The organism is Variovorax sp. W1I1 (assembly GCF_030815625.1).
In the GTDB taxonomy this organism is placed as follows: Bacteria; Pseudomonadota; Gammaproteobacteria; order Burkholderiales; family Burkholderiaceae_C; genus Variovorax; species Variovorax paradoxus_C.
In genome coordinates this window covers 6,343,372-6,358,122 of record NZ_JAUSWZ010000001.1, presented here as the reverse complement: position 1 = coordinate 6,358,122, position 14,751 = coordinate 6,343,372, and the positions used below count along the sequence as shown (strand labels likewise).

Sequence of the window (14,751 nt, the reverse complement as noted above, 5' to 3'; positions counted from 1 at the left end):
CTCCCGACGTCCGCCTCGCAGCCCGTGTCCTCCCTCGCACCCCACCCCCTCGACGCTCCCGGCAGCAGCACCTCGCCGGCCGAAATCCTCCACGAAGTCTTCGGCTATTCGCAGTTCCGCGGAGCCCAGCAGGACATCGTCGATCACGTGGTGGGCGGCGGCGACGCGCTGGTGCTGATGCCCACGGGCGGCGGCAAATCGCTCTGCTACCAGATCCCGGCCATCGCCCGGCAGCGCGCGGGGCGCGGCGTCGCGGTGGTGGTGTCGCCGCTGATCGCGCTGATGCACGACCAGGTCGGCGCGCTGCACGAGGCGGGTGTGAATGCGGCGTTCCTCAATTCGACGCTCGACTGGGAGCAGACGCAGGACGTGGAGCGCCGCATGCTGCGCGGCGAGATCACGCTGCTCTATGCGGCGCCCGAGCGGGTCAACACGCCGCGGTTTTTGTCGCAGCTCGATTCGCTGAAGGAGCGCGGCAAGCTCTCGCTGTTCGCGATCGACGAGGCGCATTGCGTGAGCCAGTGGGGCCACGACTTCCGCCCCGAGTACCGCGCACTCACCGTGCTGCACGAGCGCTACCCTGGCGTACCGCGCATCGCGCTCACCGCCACGGCCGACGACCTCACGCGCGCCGACATCGTCGAGCGGCTGCAGCTCGAAGAAGCGCGCCAGTTCGTCTCCAGCTTCGACCGGCCGAACATCCGCTACACCATCGTCGAGAAGAAGGACGCAACCACGCAGCTCCTGCGCTTCATCGAGCGCGAGCACGAGGGCGATGCGGGCGTGGTCTATTGCCAGTCGCGCAAGCGTGTGGAGGACCTCGCGACGACGCTGCAGGGCGCCGGCATCAATGCCCTGCCGTACCACGCGGGCCTCGACGCCGCGGTGCGCCAGAAGCACCAGGACCGGTTCCTCCGCGAAGAAGGCATCGTGATGGTCGCGACCATCGCCTTCGGCATGGGCATCGACAAGCCCGACGTGCGCTTCGTCGGCCACCTGGACATGCCCAAGAACATCGAGGGCTACTACCAGGAAACCGGCCGCGCCGGCCGCGACGGCGCGCCGGCCGATGCCTGGATGACCTACGGCCTGAACGACGTGGTGAACCAGCGCCGCATGATCGACGAGAGCCCCGCCGGCGAAGAGTTCAAGCAGGTGATGCGCGGCAAGCTCGATGCGCTGCTCTCGCTGGCCGAAGCGAGCGACTGCCGGCGCGTGCGGCTCCTGGGCTATTTCGGCGAGAAGAGCACGCCCTGCGGCAACTGCGACAACTGCCTGAACCCGCCGAATGTGTGGGACGGCACCGATGCCGCGCGCAAGCTGCTGAGCACCATCTATCGCGTGCAGCAGTTGAGCGGCATCAGCTTCGGCGCGGGGCACATCATGGACATCCTGCGCGGCAAGGAGACCGAGAAGGTCAAGCAATTCGGGCACGAGCGCATCAGCACCTTCGGGCTGGGCGCGGAGTTCAGCGAAGTGCAGCTGCGCGGCGTGCTGCGCCAGTTGATCGCCACGGGCGCATTGGCGGTCGATGCGGAAGCCTTCAACACGCTCAAGCTCACCGAGGGATCGCGCGCGGTGCTCAAGGGCGAAGCCAATGTGACGCTGCGCGAATCCATTTCGTCACCGGCGGAGCGCAAGCCCCGCCGCGAGAAGGTCGCCAAGGGCGCGCCGTCGCCGGCGGCCGCCAAGCTGGACGACACCGGCAAGAAGCGCTTCGAGGCGCTCAAGGCCTGGCGCGCCGAAGTGGCCAAGGAGCACAACCTGCCGGCCTATGTGATCTTCCACGACGCCACGCTGGCGTCGATTGCCGAGCGCGCACCCGCGACGCTCGAGGACCTGCAGGGCATCAGCGGCATCGGCACCAAGAAGCTCGAGGCCTATGGCACCGAGGTGCTGCGCGTGTGCTCGGCGTTCTAGCCAGGCACACCGACTTCATCAATTCGTTGCCGGCAGCGTGATCGGCACCGGCCGCGTCAGCAGGTCGACGAAGAGCTCGAAGAAGCGGGTGTTGTCGAAGCGCTGCACCACCGTCATCTTCTGCAGCGTCGGGCCCGCGGGCTGCGAGGCATAGCCGATGGAGCGGCCGTTGTCCGCGGCGCCCGGCTTGGCCACCACGTCGACATAGCGCTCCACCGTCTTGGTCGCGTAGGTCGGATCGATCAGGTAGGCCAGCGTGAGGGTGTCCCAGATGTTCTGGGTGTAGTCGGGGTTGTTCTCGAAGCCGTTCGTGCCGCTGAAGCCGTAGCCGTTGAGTTTGCGGAACACTTCCGTCACCGCGGTCGGCTTGGCCGGGTGGGCGATGCGGTCGTAGATCGGCTTGGTAAGGAACACGGTGTCGGTCACGTCCAGCGGCACCACCACCTGCGGGATCGGCAGGCGCACCACGAACTGCGCGGCATCGGGATCGAACCACCAGTTGAACTCGGCCGCTTTGGTGGTGTTGCCTGGCACGTCGATGGCGCCCCCCATGTAGACGATCTTCTTGATCAGCGGAACGATGTCGGGGCTCTTCTTCGCCGCGAGCGCGATGTTGGTGAGCGGGCCGATGGCCAGGATGGTGATCTCGTTCGGGTTGGCCTTCACCGTGTCGATGATGAAGTCGACCGCGCTCTTGCGCTGCACCAGCGGTGCGGGTGGCAAAGCCATCGGGCGAAGGCTTCAGGTCGGCTTCGGTCTTGGGCTCGGGGCCGCCCCAGGCGCCCAGGTAACCGTCGCCGCCTGCGCCCGCCGCCATTTCGGCCTCGACGTCGGCGAAGGTGTGGTTGAGCGCGTAGTTCTCGCCCACGTACACGCCGATGCGGTCGCCCACGCCGAGCCGCTCGACCGACATCAGCGCATCGGCCACCCCCTGCTTGAGCCACTGGTTGCCCGAGACCACGCTGATGCCCATGACCTGGACCTTGCCCTGCGCCTGCAGCTGCGCGGCCATGACGCCAAGCTGGCCGTCGTCGCTCATGGTGTTGTAGTCGCTGTCGATGATGATCTTCTGCGCAGGCGGCGGCGGACCGCCGAAGCCGGGCGCGAGCCCGAAGCCGCCGTTGCCGTCACCGCCTCCGCCGCAGCCCGCCACCACGGCCGCGGCGACTAGGGCGAAAACGGCCCCGATCCATTTGTGCAACTTGCGCATCTGCTTCTCCTAGGTGTTTGGTTTTCAGTTCGAGAGGACGCTGAATACAAACGTGCGCAAAGCTTTGCGCAAACGTTTGCCAAACTCTAAATGGCGAAGCACGGGCGTGGCAAGCGCCGTTTAAACCCGGTTTCCGGGAGGCGCTGACTGGCGCCGCAGATGCCTGTCAACCCGCGTTGGGCGGGGGATCGATCAGGCGGTTCTCGCGCAATGGCGAGCGATTGAGAAGAGCGGGTTGCTCTTCAGATGGTGCGACCTCGGCCTTGTCCAAGCCGATGCCTGGCACGGCCTTGGACGACGCCACGGGCACCGGACACGCGCCGGAACTGCGCAGCGTGAGCGCCGCGGCCAGCCGCGCCTCGGCGGGATCACCGAGCTGGTGGCCGAAGTCGTCGGCCACGACGCAATTGGCGTTGGGCGCGAAGCCATCGCCGTAGTCGCCGAAGCCCGCCTGGTTCACGCCCTTGAACTGGATCGCGAAGTAGGTGGTGCCGCAGTTGTCCTGCGGATAGAAGCCGTAGGGCTTGCCGCAGGTGGTGCCGCCCACAAGGTTGACCGTGACGCCGATGCCGCGCAGGCTGTTGATCACCGACTCGCTGGCCGAGCAGGTGTCGGGGCTGGTGAGCACGGTGACGCGCGAGAGGCCCAGCGTGGGCAGCGGCTGGTTGGTGCGGTCGGCGGTACTTATGAACGGCCTGAAGTTGTCCACCAGCGTGCGGCGGAACGGATTCTTGTCGTTGAAGCTCAGCAGCTCGAAGGTCTTGCCGGCCGTCTGGCTGGGCCCGGCCACCATGTAGGCCAGCCGGCTCGCGATGTTGAGCTGGCCGCCGCCGTTGTAGCGCATGTCGAGCACCAGGTCCTGGATGCCGTCGCCCTTGAGCTTGTTGACTGCCGCGATGAGCTGCGCCTCGGAGGTGGTGATGTGGTCGTTGAACAGCAAATATCCGACGCGACTGCCCGCATCGTCGATGGTCTTGACGTTCTGCACCGGCGTGCGCGTCACCTGGGCGGCCGTGAGGTCGATGGTTCGCGTCGTGCTGCCTTCCTGCAACTTGAAGGTGTGCGTCTCGCCAGCCGCCTGCGGCGAGATGCCGCGGTTGATGACCGCCGTGTTGGTGCCGTTGAGCACATCGACGCCGTCGATCTCCAGAATCCTCGCCCCGCGCGCGATGCCTTGGGCTGCGGCGGGCGAACTGGAATGCGGCTCGACGAAGGCCACGCGCAGGTCGCGGTTCGGGCGGGAGCCGCGCACGAACGCGAACTCGATTCCGTAGCCCGGCGACACCCCGGCGTTCGACAGCTGGCGGTATGCCTCGGTGTCGTAGATGTAGTGAAAGCGGTCCTTCGCGCGGCCCGAGGGCGAGGTGGTCGCCGGCGTCTTGAGCACGTTGAAGAACGCGACGGGCGTCGCGTAGTCGGCCGCCACCAGCGTGGCCGGCACTTCGTTGTACCAAAGGTAGGTCTCGTCGATCCAGCTGCGCACCCAGCTCTTTTCGTTGTCGACCGTGCCGGCGGTGTCGGGATAAGCGGTGCCGGTTGCGGGATTGATGCCGCGGCGCGGCGCGGCGCACTGGCCGGCGACCTCCGAAGATGGAACAAGGCCACCGCCGCCGCCGTTGGTGGGCGGATTGCCGCCCGGTGGCGGCGCACCACCGACGATGGGGAAACCGCCGCCCCCACCTCCTCCTCCACCGCCACCTCCGCAACCCGCCAGGAGGCCGGCAACGGCAAGCGCTGCCACGGCAGCCCATGCGCCGGGACGCGGCAGCCGCCGCGGATCTGTGGTGCGAAAGCCCATGGAATCCTCCTCGTGCCCGCGTTGACGGGGCACCCTGCCTGTTGATCTTTGCTACTGGACGAAGCCCATGCCGCGCGATTCGCGGACCTCGGGCTTGATGCGGTGCTCGGCCTCGAGCTGGTCGAGAAACTCCGCAGCCGAAAATTCGACCGCGAGGATATCGGTCTGGCGTTTCACCGCCGCGAAATCCCCCGGGCACAGCTGTGCCAATTGCGCGAGCCGCGTTTTCACTTCGCCGGTCAGGAGCGCCGCATCGCCCGCCAGCGCTTCGGTCACGAACATGCGCTCGCGCTGCGCGGCCGTGAGCGGCTTGAACTTGATCTTGAAGGTGAAGCGCCGCAGGGCCGCCTGGTCGAGCCGGTCCAAGAGGTTGGTGGTGCAGACGAACACGCCGTTGAAGCGCTCCATGCCCTGCAGCATCTCGTTGACCTCGGTGACCTCGTAGGTGCGTTGCGCGCCGCGCCGGTCCTGCAGGAAGGAATCGGCTTCGTCCAGCAGCAGCACGGCTTTTTCGGCCTCGGCTTCCTTGAACATGGCCGCCATGTTCTGCTCGGTCTCGCCGACGTACTTGCTCATGAGGTCGCTGGCCTGCTTGATGATCAGCGGCCGGCCCACGGCCCGCGCGATGTGCTCGGCCAGCGCCGTCTTGCCTGTGCCGGGCGCGCCGTAGAAGCACAGCGTGCCGTGGCCGCGCGCCTTGAGCGCCTCGACGATGCGCGGAATCTCGAAGCGGGTCTCGACGTTGAGCATGTCGAGGTCGTAGGTGGTGACGTTGCGGCGCTCGCCGCGGCCGGTGTCCAGCGTGCCCAGCGCCAGGTCGGCGTTGCGCAGTTGCCGCTCGATGAGGCCTTCCATCGAGGCATCGTCGGTTTTCGCGAGGCCCGCGAAGCGCACGGCGGTACGGATCTGCGCGGGCGTGAGGCCTTTGCGCTCGGCGAGCTTGGCGGTGAACGCCTCGGACACGACCACGCCTTCGAGCGTCTTCTTCACGAGTTGCTCGCGCGCGCCCGGCGGCGGCGACTTGAGTTCCAGGTGGTAGGCGAAGCGGCGGCGGAACGCCGGGTCGATCTGCTCGATGCGGTTGGTGACCCACAGCGTCGGCACCGGGTTGGCTTCGAGGATCTGGTTGACCCACGCCTTGCCGCTCACGCTGCCGCTGGTGGACGATGGAATCTGCTCGGCCCGCGCCATGAACTGCGCGGCCTCGGTGCTGATCGGCGGGAACACATCCTCGACTTCATCGAACAGCAACGCGGCCTGTGCGCTGCCCTTCAAGAACACCTGCGCGATCTGCAGCGAGCGATAGCGGTCGCGGCCGCTCAATGAGTTGCCGTCGCGGTCGGCGTATTCGACCTCGAAGAGTTCGAGGCCCGCAGCCTGCGCGACCACCTTGGCGAGCTCGGTCTTTCCGGTGCCGGGCGGGCCGTAGAGCAGCACGTTGACGCCGGGCTCCTTGCGCGCAACGGCGGCGCGCAGCAGCGTGACGAGCATCTGCGCGTCTTCTTCGACGAAGGAAAAATCGTGCGGCGTGAGCGCGCTCTTGGCCGACGGCCGCGTGAACACCGCCATCAATTCGTTGTGGTCGCGGTATTCGCGCATCAGCACCGGCGGCAGCTTCTCGCTGACCTTCATGAGGTCGGCGAGGTCGGTGATGTTGTGCTCGGAGATCAGGTTCTCGACGAGGCCGATGCGCTCGAGCCGCGAACCCGCGCGCAATGCCTCGCCCACTTCGCTCGCGTTGACGCCCGCGATGTCGGCAATGGCTGCGTAGGCCTCGGGCGCGTTGTTGACCTTGAATTCGACCAGCAGAGAGCGCAGGTCGCGCTGATAACGCGCGAGCGTGCCGTAGAGCAGCAGCGCGCGTTCGGCCTTGTTGAGTTGCAGCAGGCCCGCGAGCGCATCGATGTTCTTCTCGACCAATGTCGATTGCTTGCGCAGCGCATGCGTGAGCCAGTCGCGCGTGACGGCGAGGACCGAGAGCAGGTCCTTCGGCTGGTCCTTCGCGTATTCGTCGAGATAGAAGAAGAGCGTGCCTTCTTCATACGGGCCGCGCCACACGCCGTGGCGTTCGAGCAGCGTGCGGCCATCGAAATTCTCGACTCCCTTCCACGCTTCGTTGCCCGCACAGCGGCGGCCGAGGAACTCGCGCAGTCGCTGCAATACCGGAGCGGGCCACACGAGGTGACGTCCCGTGAGCGAGAGCAAGCCGTTGATATCGCGCCGCACATTGAAGCGCGGCCCCTGCTTGGCTGCGAGCGTGAGCACGAAGTGCGAGCACATGAGCTCGAGCACCGGTGCCTCCTTGAGTCCAGGCGAAGGCAATGCCTGCCCGCGTACCGCAGCAGCCACTACATCGACACCCGCACGCTTGACCATCAGGAAACCTCCAATGAGGAAATTCGTGGAGAGACCATAACGCAGACTTTTGGCTTCGGGAAGACGCCGAAAGGGTAAAAACCCTGATCTGGCGATTCCAGCCCACAATGCGCGCCATGGTCGGAATCGAAGAAATCCGGCGCGCCGCGGTGCGCCTCCAGGGTCAGGTGCTCAATACGCCCTGTGTCGAATCACGCACGCTCTCCGAAATCGTCGGCGCGCAGGTGTTCCTGAAATTCGAGAACCTGCAGTTCACATCCTCCTTCAAGGAGCGGGGTGCATGCAACAAGCTGGTCGACCTGTCGGAGGCGGGCACGCGCGGCGTGATCGCCATGTCGGCCGGCAACCACGCGCAGGGTGTGGCCTATCACGCGCAGCGGCTGGGCCTTCGGGCGTTGATCGTGATGCCGCGCTTCACGCCCGGCGTGAAGATCGAGCGCACCCGCGGCTTCGGCGCCGAGGTGGTGCTGCACGGCGACACGCTCGATGCGGCGCGCGCGCATGCATTGGAGCTTGCCGAACGCGAAGGGCTGGCCTTCGTGCATCCCTACGACGACGAAGCCATCATCGCCGGCCAGGGCACGGTCGCACTCGAGATGCTCGATGCGGTGCCCGACCTCGACACGCTCGTCGTGGCGGTCGGCGGCGGCGGGCTGATCGCCGGCATGGCGGTCGCGGCGCGCGAGCGCAAGCCCGGCATCGAGATCGTCGGCGTGCAGACCACGCGCTTCCCTGGCATGGTCAACGCCATCAAGGGCACGCACCACGTGCAGGGCAAGAGCACCATCGCCGAAGGCATCGCGGTCGGAACGCCGGGCGTGCTGACGCAGGAAATCATCGCCAGCAAGGTCGACGACCTGGTGCTGGTGGACGAAGGCGATATCGAGCAGGGCGTGCTGATGCTGCTCGAGATCGAAAAGACCCTGGTCGAAGGTGCGGGTGCTGCGGGCCTTGCGGCGCTGATCCGGCATCCGGAGCGCTTCAAGGGCAAGCGCGTCGGGCTGGTGCTCTCGGGCGGAAACATCGATCCGCTGCTGCTCGCGGCCATCATCGAGCGCGGCATGGTCAGGGCCGGGCGGCTGGCGCGGGTGCGGGTGAGCGCGCGCGATGTGCCGGGCTCGCTGGCCGAGATCACGGCGACTGTGGCCGAAGCGGGCGCTAACGTCGACGAGGTTCATCATCAGCGCGCCTTCACCATGCTCGCGGCCCAGAACGTGGATATCGAGCTGGTCCTGCAGACCCGCGGACGGGCGCACCTGGCCAGCGTGTTGACTGCACTGAAAGACGCCGGCTTCGAGGCCGAGGAGCAGCATTGAGAGATGTGTGCCAGGGGCTCGCAACCCCCTAGACCGCTCCGCAGGGCCTCGCCGGTAAAATGCCCGCAGTTTTGTCATTTGTGTATTCGAGGTACTTCCCGATGTCCAACCCCACTCCCGTCGAGCCCGGCCACGCCGCCGCCGTCGAAAAAGACGCCGTCGAATCGGTCGTTCACCTGATGCCGATCGTGCTGCCGCTCGCTGGCGGCGTGCTGATGCTTCTGCTGGCGTCCATCGCTGTCTACTTGGCCTGACAGCCTCTTAGGCTGTCGTCCGCGGGCGGTGCGGCCCGCGGCAGCGCAATCTCCCTTCGCGAAACGTTTTCTCAAACGGACCTCCGCGCCCATGCAGGCACGGCGTCCCGTTCGGAAAGACGATTTTTCAACTTAGGAGATTTCCGATGAACGCACCCACGATGAAGGGCCTCACCATTCAGGCGCCCTCATACGTCAAGAACGCGAAACTGATTGCCTGGGTGGCCGACATGGCCGCGCTGTGCAAACCCGAGGCCATCTACTGGTGCGACGGCAGCAAGGAAGAGTACGACCGCCTCTGCCAGCAACTGGTCGACGCGGGCACCTTCAAGAAGCTCAACCCCGCCAAGCGACCCAATTCGTTCCTCGCGGTGTCCGACCCGACCGACGTCGCGCGCGTCGAAGACCGCACCTTCATCTGTTCCAACGAGAAGGAAAGCGCCGGCCCCACCAACAACTGGATGGCCCCGGCCGAGATGCGTGCGACGCTGCAGCCGCTTTTCGACGGCTGCATGAAGGGCCGCACGATGTATGTGGTGCCGTTCAGCATGGGCCCGCTGGGTTCGCCGATCGCACACATCGGCATCGAACTTTCCGATTCGCCGTACGTGGCGGTCAACATGCGCATCATGACCCGCATGGGCAAGGCTGTGTACGAGGTGCTGGGCGCCGACGGCGAGTTCGTGCCGTGCGTTCACACCGTGGGTGCGCCGCTCGAAGCCGGGCAGAAGGACGTGTCCTGGCCCTGCAACAAGACCAAGTACATCGTTCACTACCCCGAGACGCGCGAGATCTGGAGCTATGGCTCGGGCTACGGCGGCAATGCGCTGCTGGGCAAGAAGTGCTTCGCGCTGCGCATCGCCTCGAACATGGGCCGCGACGAAGGCTGGCTGGCTGAGCACATGCTGATCCTCGGCGTGACGAACCCCGAGGGCAAGAAGTACCACGTGGCCGCCGCTTTCCCGAGTGCCTGCGGCAAGACGAATTTCTCGATGCTGGTGCCGCCCGCCGGTTTCGAAGGCTGGAAGGTCACGACCATCGGCGACGACATCGCCTGGATCAAACCCGGCAAGGACGGCCGCCTGTACGCGATCAATCCCGAAGCCGGTTATTTCGGCGTGGCGCCCGGCACCAACATGCTGACCAACCCGAACTGCATGGACAGCCTGAATAGCGACGTGATCTTCACGAATGTCGCGCTGACCGACGACGGTGACGTCTGGTGGGAAGGCATGGAGCAGGACACCAAGACGCTGCCCGAGCACCTGACCGACTGGCAGGGCAAGGACTGGACGCCGCAGATCGCCAAGGAAACGGGCGCCAAGGCAGCGCACCCCAACTCGCGCTTCACCGTGGCCGCGACCAACAACCCGGCATTGGATGACGCCTGGGACGATCCGAAGGGTGTCGCGATTGACGCCTTCATCTTCGGTGGCCGCCGCTCGACGACCGTTCCGTTGGTGACCGAAGCCCGCAACTGGGTCGAGGGCGTCTACATGGCCGCAACGATGGGCTCTGAAACGACGGCAGCCGCCGGCGGCCAGCAAGGCGTGGTGCGCCGCGACCCGTTCGCGATGCTGCCGTTCGCCGGCTACAACATGGCCGACTACTTCCAGCATTGGCTCAACGTCGGCAAGAAGCTCGAGGCCTCGGGCGCGAAGCTGCCGAAGATCTACACGACCAACTGGTTCCGCAAGGGCGTCGACGGCAAGTTCGTCTGGCCTGGTTATGGCGAGAACATGCGTGTGCTGAAGTGGATGATCGATCGCATCGAGGGCAAGAAGACGGAAGGCGTCGAGCACATCACTGGTGTGAGCCCGCGGTATGAAGATCTGAACTGGACGGGGCTGGAATTCAGCGCAGAGCAATTCGCGATTGTGACCAGCATCGACAAGGCAGCCTGGCAAGCGGAACTGAAGCTGCACGCGGAGTTGTTTCAACAGCTGTCGCATCACCTGCCAAAGGAATTGCCGGAGACCAAGGCTGCTATTGAGCAGCGCCTGGCTGCCTGATCCTCAGCAGTTCTTAAATAGAAAAAGCCCGGTGGAGCAATCCACCGGGCTTTTTCTTGGCCGCTGGTTTAGCCAACATCAATTACTCACGATTTGGCGTCGGTAATTGAAGTGGTTTGTCCAAATGCAAAAAACCCCAGTCATTGCTGACTGGGGTTTTCTGGGCTGTAAGAGCCTGACGATGACCTACTTTCACACGGGAACCCGCACTATCATCGGCGCTGAGTCGTTTCACTGTCCTGTTCGGGATGGGAAGGAGTGGTACCAACTCGCTATGGTCATCAGGCATAAAGGGTTGCTTACCTGATCACATGATCAGATAAACGAATTCATAGAGTTTGGAATCAGCGCGCAATTGTCTTGCGCTTGCTTGAATATATTTTGAATGCGTCAACTTGGCATAACACCTTGATCTGATTGATCAAAGTTATAGGGTCAAGCCGCACGAGCAATTAGTATCAGTTAGCTTAACGCATTACTGCGCTTCCACACCTGACCTATCAACGTCCTGGTCTTGAACGACTCTTTAGGGGGCTCAAGGCCCCGGCAGATCTCATCTTGAAACGAGTTTCCCGCTTAGATGCTTTCAGCGGTTATCTCTTCCACACTTAGCTACTCGGCAATGCCACTGGCGTGACAACCGATACACCAGAGGTGTGTCCACTCCGGTCCTCTCGTACTAGGAGCAGGCTTCCTCAAATCTGCAGCGCCCACGGAAGATAGGGACCAAACTGTCTCACGACGTTTTAAACCCAGCTCACGTACCTCTTTAAATGGCGAACAGCCATACCCTTGGGACCGGCTACAGCCCCAGGATGAGATGAGCCGACATCGAGGTGCCAAACACCGCCGTCGATATGAACTCTTGGGCGGTATCAGCCTGTTATCCCCAGAGTACCTTTTATCCGTTGAGCGATGGCCCTTCCATACAGAACCACCGGATCACTATGTCCTGCTTTCGCATCTGCTCGACTTGTCAGTCTCGCAGTTAAGCACGCTTATGCCATTGCACTATCGTCACGATGTCCGACCGTAACTAGCGTACCTTCGAACTCCTCCGTTACGCTTTGGGAGGAGACCGCCCCAGTCAAACTGCCTACCATGCACTGTCCCCGATCCAGATAATGGACCTAGGTTAGAACCTCAAACACACCAGGGTGGTATTTCAACGTTGGCTCCACAAGATCTAGCGACCCTGCTTCAAAGCCTCCCACCTATCCTACACAGATCTGTTCAAAGTCCAATACAAAGCTACAGTAAAGGTTCATGGGGTCTTTCCGTCTTTCCGCGGGGAGATTGCATCATCACAAACATTTCAACTTCGCTGAGTCTCAGGAGGAGACAGTGTGGCCATCGTTACGCCATTCGTGCAGGTCGGAACTTACCCGACAAGGAATTTCGCTACCTTAGGACCGTTATAGTTACGGCCGCCGTTTACTGGGACTTCAATCAAGAGCTTGCACCCCATCATTTAATCTTCCAGCACCGGGCAGGCGTCACACCCTATACGTCCACTTTCGTGTTTGCAGAGTGCTGTGTTTTTAATAAACAGTCGCAGCCACCGATTTTTTGCAACCCATTCATGCTTCGTTGTTCACTACACACTAATAGGGCACACCTTCTTCCGAAGTTACGGTGTCAATTTGCCGAGTTCCTTCTCCTGAGTTCTCTCAAGCGCCTTAGAATACTCATCTCGCGCACCAGTGTCGGTTTGCGGTACGGTCGTATATAGCTGAAGCTTAGTGGCTTTTCCTGGAACCTCGTTCAGTCACTTCACGGACAAGTCCGCTCGATCGTTGGCCTCGGTATATGTGCACCGGATTTGCCCAATGCACGCCTACATCCAACTAAACCAGAATAATCCAATAACTGGATGACCTATTAAGATCCGTCCCCACATCGCACTATATAACGGTACAGGAATATTGACCTGTTTCCCATCAGCTACGCATCTCTGCCTCGCCTTAGGGGCCGACTCACTCTACGCCGATGAACGTTGCGTAGAAAACCTTGCGCTTACGGCGAGGGGGCTTTTCACCCCCTTTAACGCTACTCATGTCAGCATTCGCACTTCTGATACCTCCAGCACGCTTTACAACGCACCTTCACAGGCTTACAGAACGCTCTCCTACCACTTGCAATAAATTGCAAATCCGCAGCTTCGGTAACTGGCTTAGCCCCGTTACATCTTCCGCGCAGGACGACTCGATCAGTGAGCTATTACGCTTTCTTTAAATGATGGCTGCTTCTAAGCCAACATCCTGACTGTTTTAGCCTTCCCACTTCGTTTCCCACTTAGCCAATTTTAGGGACCTTAGCTGGCGGTCTGGGTTGTTTCCCTCTTGAGTCCGGACGTTAGCACCCGGTGCTCTGTCTCCCAAGCTGTACTCATCGGTATTCGGAGTTTGCCTTGGTTTGGTAAGTCGCCATGACCCCCTAGCCAAAACAGTGCTCTACCCCCGATGGTAATACTTGAGGCACTACCTAAATAGTTTTCGGAGAGAACCAGCTATTTCCAAGTTTGTTTAGCCTTTCACCCCTATCCACAGCTCATCCGCTAGTTTTGCAACACTAGTCGGTTCGGACCTCCAGTACCTGTTACGGCACCTTCATCCTGGCCATGGATAGATCACTTGGTTTCGGGTCTACACCCAGCGACTGATCGCCCTATTCGGACTCGATTTCTCTACGGCTTCCCTATTCGGTTAACCTTGCCACTGAATGTAAGTCGCTGACCCATTATACAAAAGGTACGCAGTCACCCCTTACGAGGCTCCTACTTTTTGTAAGCACGCGGTTTCAGGATCTATTTCACTCCCCTCCCGGGGTTCTTTTCGCCTTTCCCTCACGGTACTAGTTCACTATCGGTCAATGATGAGTATTTAGCCTTGGAGGATGGTCCCCCCATATTCAGACAGGATTTCTCGTGTCCCGCCCTACTTGTCGTTAGCTCAGTACCACACAGGTCATTTCACGTACGGGGCTATCACCCGCTATGGCCAGTCTTTCCAAACTGTTCCGTTATGTCTTGTGCTATCACTAACAGGCTCTTCCGATTTCGCTCGCCACTACTTTCGGAATCTCGGTTGATGTCTTTTCCTCGAGCTACTGAGATGTTTCAGTTCACCCGGTTCGCCTCGCATGACTATGTATTCATCATGCGATACCTTTCGGTGGGTTTCCCCATTCGGAAATCTCCGGATCAAAGCTAATTTGCCAGCTCCCCGAAGCTTATCGCAGGCTATCACGTCCTTCGTCGCCTATCATTGCCAAGGCATCCACCACGTGCTCTTATTCACTTGACCCTATAACTTTGACGTTTCTTTCGAAACTACAAAATCATTTCAAGGAATATGTCAGGTCTTTCACCTGACGCGTTATGCCGTTACATTCAAAATTCGATTTGACTCGAAATTGAAGTTTCTTTTGACGCAATCAAAAATTCTATGTTGCTGATGGCACGGTCTGCACTAAACCTTTACGAATGTGCAGTTTCCATCAGCAACGCTGATTCGACTCTATGAATTTTTAAAGAACAGCCGATTGATCAAGAGATCTCGATCAACAACAAAGAAGCCTCATGCTCGCGCACAAAGCCGCTTTGGTGTTGAATTTAAGTATCGATTTATTGGTGGAGGATGACGGGATCGAACCGACGACCCCCTGCTTGCAAAGCAGGTGCTCTCCCAGCTGAGCTAATCCCCCAAAACTCTCACACGAGAAATCAGAAGATTTGGTGGGTCTAGTTGGGCTCGAACCAACGACCCCCGCCTTATCAAGACGGTGCTCTAACCAGCTGAGCTACAGACCCAATCGAGAATCAATGAAGATTTCGACTTCTTCCAACAACCGATAAGTGTGGGCG

General features: G+C 61.6%; 6 protein-coding genes, 2 tRNA genes, 2 rRNA genes and 1 pseudogene. 4 read left to right on the top strand and 7 right to left on the bottom strand.

Annotated elements, in window-relative coordinates:
• The first annotated feature begins 24 nt into the window (after positions 1 to 24).
• Positions 25 to 1,920, top strand: coding sequence for a DNA helicase RecQ (recQ, locus tag QFZ83_RS29615; protein ID WP_013538647.1), 1,896 nt, complete (start codon positions 25 to 27; stop codon positions 1,918 to 1,920).
• A gap of 18 nt (positions 1,921 to 1,938) precedes the next feature.
• Here the strand turns inward: recQ and QFZ83_RS29610 are convergent.
• The 3 genes and pseudogenes from QFZ83_RS29610 to QFZ83_RS29600 all read right to left on the bottom strand — a co-directional run bounded on the left by QFZ83_RS29610 (position 1,939) and on the right by QFZ83_RS29600 (position 7,304).
• Positions 1,939 to 3,130, bottom strand: a pseudogene (locus QFZ83_RS29610) (nucleoside hydrolase).
• A gap of 166 nt (positions 3,131 to 3,296) precedes the next feature.
• On the bottom strand, positions 3,297 to 4,928 hold the full coding sequence (locus QFZ83_RS29605) for a S41 family peptidase (protein WP_307511927.1): 1,632 nt from the start codon (positions 4,926 to 4,928) through the stop codon (positions 3,297 to 3,299).
• A gap of 51 nt (positions 4,929 to 4,979) precedes the next feature.
• Positions 4,980 to 7,304: an ATP-binding protein gene (locus tag QFZ83_RS29600; RefSeq protein WP_013538644.1), complete on the bottom strand. Its 2,325-nt coding sequence runs from the start codon at positions 7,302 to 7,304 to the stop codon at positions 4,980 to 4,982.
• Positions 7,305 to 7,420: 116 nt separating this feature from the next.
• Here QFZ83_RS29600 and QFZ83_RS29595 point away from each other — a divergent pair, with 116 nt between their 5' ends.
• The 3 genes from QFZ83_RS29595 to QFZ83_RS29585 all read left to right on the top strand — a co-directional run bounded on the left by QFZ83_RS29595 (position 7,421) and on the right by QFZ83_RS29585 (position 10,886).
• The gene (locus tag QFZ83_RS29595) at positions 7,421 to 8,620 is read left to right on the top strand and encodes a threonine ammonia-lyase (RefSeq protein WP_306880881.1); all 1,200 of its coding nucleotides are present in this window, start codon (positions 7,421 to 7,423) and stop codon (positions 8,618 to 8,620) included.
• A 101-nt stretch (positions 8,621 to 8,721) separates the two neighbouring features.
• Positions 8,722 to 8,874: a hypothetical protein gene (locus QFZ83_RS29590; protein WP_013538642.1), complete on the top strand. Its 153-nt coding sequence runs from the start codon at positions 8,722 to 8,724 to the stop codon at positions 8,872 to 8,874.
• 146 nt (positions 8,875 to 9,020) lie between these two features.
• Entirely contained in the window at positions 9,021 to 10,886 is a 1,866-nt protein-coding gene (locus QFZ83_RS29585) for a phosphoenolpyruvate carboxykinase (GTP) (protein WP_306880880.1), read from the top strand.
• Positions 10,887 to 11,059: 173 nt separating this feature from the next.
• Here QFZ83_RS29585 and rrf read toward each other — a convergent pair.
• From rrf to QFZ83_RS29565, 4 genes are all read right to left on the bottom strand, one after another.
• Positions 11,060 to 11,172: ribosomal RNA gene (gene rrf / locus QFZ83_RS29580) — 5S ribosomal RNA — on the bottom strand.
• Between the two features lie 145 nt (positions 11,173 to 11,317).
• Positions 11,318 to 14,191 (bottom strand): 23S ribosomal RNA (locus QFZ83_RS29575).
• 324 nt (positions 14,192 to 14,515) lie between these two features.
• Positions 14,516 to 14,591 (bottom strand) — tRNA-Ala (locus tag QFZ83_RS29570).
• 29 nt (positions 14,592 to 14,620) lie between these two features.
• Positions 14,621 to 14,697: transfer RNA gene (locus QFZ83_RS29565), tRNA-Ile, on the bottom strand.
• Between the last annotated feature and the right edge of the window lie 54 nt (positions 14,698 to 14,751).